Here is a 4,598-nt window from a genome sequence, read left to right on the forward strand (position 1 = left end):
CAACCGCAACTTCTTTTATTGCATTAAAAATTTTGTTCTGAATTGGTTTCACAAGCTCATCTTGCTTACGATAAAGTTCGCCATCAGGTCCAAATTTCTGCATTTGATATTCTGCGATTTTTCTATCAAGTTCGCTCAATTCTTTTTCCATTTGCGCTCTTGCTTCATCCGTAAGAATAAGTTTTCTTTTTTCGTATTCATCATATTTTGCTTTCCATTCGTCTCTCATTTTTTGAAGTTCGCTTTGCCACTGTTGGACAAGCGCATCAATTCTTCTTTGTGCTTCTTGCGCCTCTGGAAGTTGCTTCATAATGGTTTCAGAATCAACATAACCAATTTTTATCTGTGAAAATAAGGATGAAAGCGAAAACAAAATCAAAAAAGCAAATCTGAACAAGGACTTCATTTAGATTTCGCTCCCCTTGTTAATTTGTCAAGAACTTTATAAGTTATATCAAATTGCTTATCCGCATAAAGCAAAATCACATCCCCAGCTTTATCAAAAACAAAGTTTAACTTTTCTTCCCTTGCGACATCTTCAATTGCATCAATTATTTTGTCTCTCAAAGGTTTAAGCCGTTTTTCTCTCTCCATTTCAAATTCACCTTGCGGTCCAAGTTTTTGAGCTCTGTATTCATAAATTTTTTGCTCAAGTTCAAGAATTTCTCTCTGCATCTGTTCTTTTGCTTGCTGGTTCAACATCGCTTCTTTTTTCTGATACTCCTCAACTTTACTCTGATATGTTTTGGTCATTTGATCAAGTTCGTTTTGATATTTCTGCAAAAGGTTGTCAAGCTCTTTTTGAATTCGCTGTGCTTCTGGCAACTGCTGTAAAATAACCTGCGAATCAACATAACCAATTCTTATCGTCGCCTGTTGTGCGTAAATTACTGTGGCAAAGATTAAAGATGTTAACAGAGCCAATTTTTTCATCATTATTTCTCTCCGATTTTAGTTTTAAAATTAAAAACCTCTTCCAAACTGGAAATGGAAATGCCATCCGTCGGGCTTGCCGTCTTTAGGTCTTACATCCTCAAAACCGTAACCATAATCAAAGCCAATTAAACCAATGGGTTGCATATGAAGACGCACCCCAAATCCAATTGAGCGATTTAAGTCAAAAATGTTAGTTTGCCTTGTCCTCGCCCATGCATTCCCAGCTTCCGCAAATAAAAGCAAATATATCGGCATCGGATTCATCGTCAAACCGAAACGAATTTCAGTCGTGTATTTCATTAAAATTTTCCCCTCAGGAACACCATTTGGGGTCACTCCTATTGACATATCTTCATATCCACGAAGCGGTGTAACAGCTATATAACCAAGTCCCGTCCCACCCATTGAAAATCTCTCTATCGGCGGAATAAATGAATCTTTTTTAAAGCCATCAACATATCCCCAATCAAAAGAATTATACCAGACAAGCTTATCCCAGTTGAAAATCCTGCTATACCACTCAGAACTAAAATAAACTTTGAAATAATCCGTTGTCCCAGGAAGCGGTCCACCTGAAATTTCGGTTGACAAAGAAACATTTGAACCAATCGTCGGAAATATCGGATTATCAATGCTATTTCTTGATATAACCTGCGTCAAACTGAACTGACTCCATTTACCCTGCTGATAATAATCGCTTGTTCCACCGACATTGTAAATTTGAAACCTGAAAACATAATCAACTCTGAAATAATCATCTGGCCATCTCAATCTCCTACCTAAACTAAACGAACCACCAGTTTGCCTCAAATCATATGTAAAGCCATATCTTGTATCAAATAAATTAAATCCAATTGAAGTGGGCGTATCCCTGAACCACGGTTCTCTAAAACTCAAACTGAAAGTTCTGTAATCATATCTTCCAAAAACCCATTCAAGATTTAACATCTGACCGTCACCACCACGCCACGGCTCTGTAATTGAGAAATTGTTAAATGTAACGCCAATGCTACCAATCAAACCAAAACTGCTGTATCCAACTGATGCGTTAAAAGTATCGCTTGACTTTTCCTCAACTTCATAAGTCAAATCAACCGTTGAATCGCTCACCATCCTGTAATCTGGTTTGAGTTTCTCCTGATTAAAATAATTCAACACTGCAAGATTTCTTATACTTCTTATGATGTCGCTTCTGCTGAAATACTTTCCTGGAATAGTGTAAAGTTCTCGCCTTATAACTTTATCCTTCGTCTTCGTGTTCCCTTTTATATCAACCCTTCTTATTCTGAACTGTTTCCCCTCAAAAACATGGATGACTATATCAATCGTGTCTTCACTTATTTTAACCTCCTCTGGTTGCATATTCACCGTAAGATACCCATTGTCAAGATAAAGCGAAGCAACATCTGTTTGTTGTTCATTTCCATATAAATTTTTCTCAAACTTTTCACGATTGTAAATATCCCCCAACTTAAAATCAAGCCGTTCGCTCAAAACTTTGTCATCAAAAACAGTATTCCCTTCCCACTTAACATTTCTCACCTTGTATTGCGGTCCTTCGTAAACCTTTATCTTGACGAAAAGATGCTCTTTCTTTTCATCTGTGTAAATTGAATCATCAAGTATGGTTGCGTCCTTAAAACCTTTCGTTCTATAAAACTCAATCAATTTCTTCTTATCTTCCTCATACTTTTTCCTGTCAAATTTTGCGGTTCGCCAAAACATCCACCATTTCTTCTCTTTCGTCTCCTTCATTGCCCCTTTCAAATCCCCATCCTTGACTTTGACATTTCCTTCAAAGATAATTTTTTTAATTGAAATTTTCTTTCCTTCGTTTATCTTTACCTTTAAATTTGCCCGTCCTTCCTTCGTTGGTATTATTTCAAACTTAACATCTGCGAGAAAATAACCTTTTTCTTCATATGCCTTTTTAACCTCGTTCTCAATTGAAGTCAATCTATGCTCGGCTATTACCTGACCCCTGACGAGATTGATTTTGTTCTTTATGTCCTTTGTTGATAGGGCTTTGTTCCCTTCAATCACAATATCTTCAAGCCGTGGGTATTCTTCAACTCTTATAAGAAGATAAACTCCATCGCCAACCTGATTTTCTATCTCAATGCTTACATTTTTAAAAATTCGCAAAGCCCAAAGTTGTTTTATAGCATTTCTAATTTTATCCCCAGCAACAATTATATTCCCAACCCTTGTAAAACTTATTTCATCACCGACTTTTAATCCGGAGTTTGCAATTATTGCCGCTGGTTGAGCGACAATATTTCCCTCAACCGATATACCAAGAATTTTATAAACTTCCTGCTGTTGAGCAAATAAGATTGACTGAATCAAAATTAAAACAACAAAAATTTTACGCATTTCCATTTAAACCTTTCTTTTTTATCTGCTCGCTCGTCATACCAAATCGTCTTTCTCTTTTTTGATAGTCCCTAATCGCCTCATAAAGATGTTTTCTTCTGAAATCAGGCCATAGACAATCGCAAATGTAAAGTTCTGTATACGCAATCTGCCACAGCAAGAAATTGCTTATCCTATATTCCCCACTTGTTCTGATGAGCAAATCTGGGTCTGGAATGCCAGCAGTCCTCAAATATCTTGAAAAAAGTTTATCGTTTATATCTTCAACTTTAATTTTTCCATCTTTAACATCTCTTGCGATATCCCGCACCGCTTCAATTATTTCCCATCTCCCGCTGTAACTTAAAGCAAGATTTAAAATCATTCTCTTGTTATTCTTTGTCTTCTCAATCGCCTCTTTAAGTTCCTTTTGAACCTCAACAGGCAAACTCTCAATATCTCCGATAGCCATCAATTTAATATCGTTCTTGTGAAGGTTTTCCGTCTCCGTTCTCAATGTCCTTATCAAAAGTTTCATCAGCGTATCAACCTCCTGTCTTGGTCTTCTCCAATTTTCAGTTGAAAAAGCAAAAAGCGTGAGATATTTTACCCCAAGTTGTGCACATGCTTCAACAACATCACGGACGGATTTGACTCCTTCTCTGTGTCCTGCAACTCTCGGGAGTCCTCTTCTCTTTGCCCATCTTCCGTTGCCATCCATTATGATTGCAATGTGCGTGGGAATTTCACCGCTTTTTTTCAATTCCTCTTGAATTTTTCTATCCTGTGAACTCTTTGATGAACCAACCTGTGATGATGATACTGCGTCGCTCACTTTATCCGAATCTTTGCTTTTTTTGTGAAAAATCAATTAATTTTTTCCTCATAAATTCTAAAATTTTCAAAAGAAAATTTAACTCTTTAAACCCAAAAAATCAATTTTTGACCTCGCAAAAAATTTCAAACCTCATCAAGAAGTATGAACTCATCTGACTCTTTCAATGAGAATTTTAATTCCCTGCTCTTTTCCTTATAAAAATTTTTCTTCTCAAATTTACAAACCTTGTAAATCGGACAAATTCCACACAATGGCTCTCTTGCTCTGCAAATCGTTCGCCCAAATTTTATCAATCCAGTGTGAAGAACATAAGCCAAACCATCTGGAATATGCTCTTTGACCTTGAAAAATGTTTCATCTGGTGTTTTCGTTTTAACTATGCCAGTTCGGTTCAAAATTCTATGAATGTGCGTATCAACTGGGAAAACATTTTTACCGAACCCGAAAAGCAAAACACATCCTGCTGTTT

At 36.6% G+C, this 4,598-nt stretch carries 5 protein-coding genes; all 5 read right to left on the bottom strand.

Going from position 1 to position 4,598, the window contains the following annotated elements:
* On the bottom strand, positions 1–406 hold a 406-nt coding region (locus AWW83_RS09755), incomplete at its 3' end, for an OmpH/Skp family outer membrane protein (RefSeq protein WP_092351172.1).
* On the bottom strand, positions 403–936 hold the full coding sequence (locus tag AWW83_RS09760) for an OmpH/Skp family outer membrane protein (protein WP_092351173.1): 534 nt from the start codon (positions 934–936) through the stop codon (positions 403–405). The genes AWW83_RS09755 and AWW83_RS09760, both read right to left, overlap by 4 nt.
* Before the next feature lie 27 nt (positions 937–963).
* Positions 964–3,312, bottom strand: a complete 2,349-nt coding sequence (bamA, locus tag AWW83_RS09765; protein ID WP_234697308.1) for an outer membrane protein assembly factor BamA — start codon at positions 3,310–3,312, stop codon at positions 964–966.
* Positions 3,305–4,126, bottom strand: a complete 822-nt coding sequence (locus AWW83_RS09770) for an undecaprenyl pyrophosphate synthase (RefSeq protein WP_200754005.1) — start codon at positions 4,124–4,126, stop codon at positions 3,305–3,307. The genes bamA and AWW83_RS09770 overlap by 8 nt, the downstream gene beginning before the upstream one ends.
* Positions 4,127–4,251: 125 nt before the next feature.
* The coding region (locus AWW83_RS09775; RefSeq protein ID WP_420021896.1) for an endonuclease III domain-containing protein at positions 4,252–4,598 on the bottom strand (347 nt) is incomplete at its 5' end.

Origin of the sequence: Candidatus Chryseopegocella kryptomonas (assembly GCF_001536065.1) — a bacterium.
Classification (GTDB): Bacteria; Bacteroidota; Ignavibacteria; order Kryptoniales; family Kryptoniaceae; genus Kryptonium; species Kryptonium kryptomonas.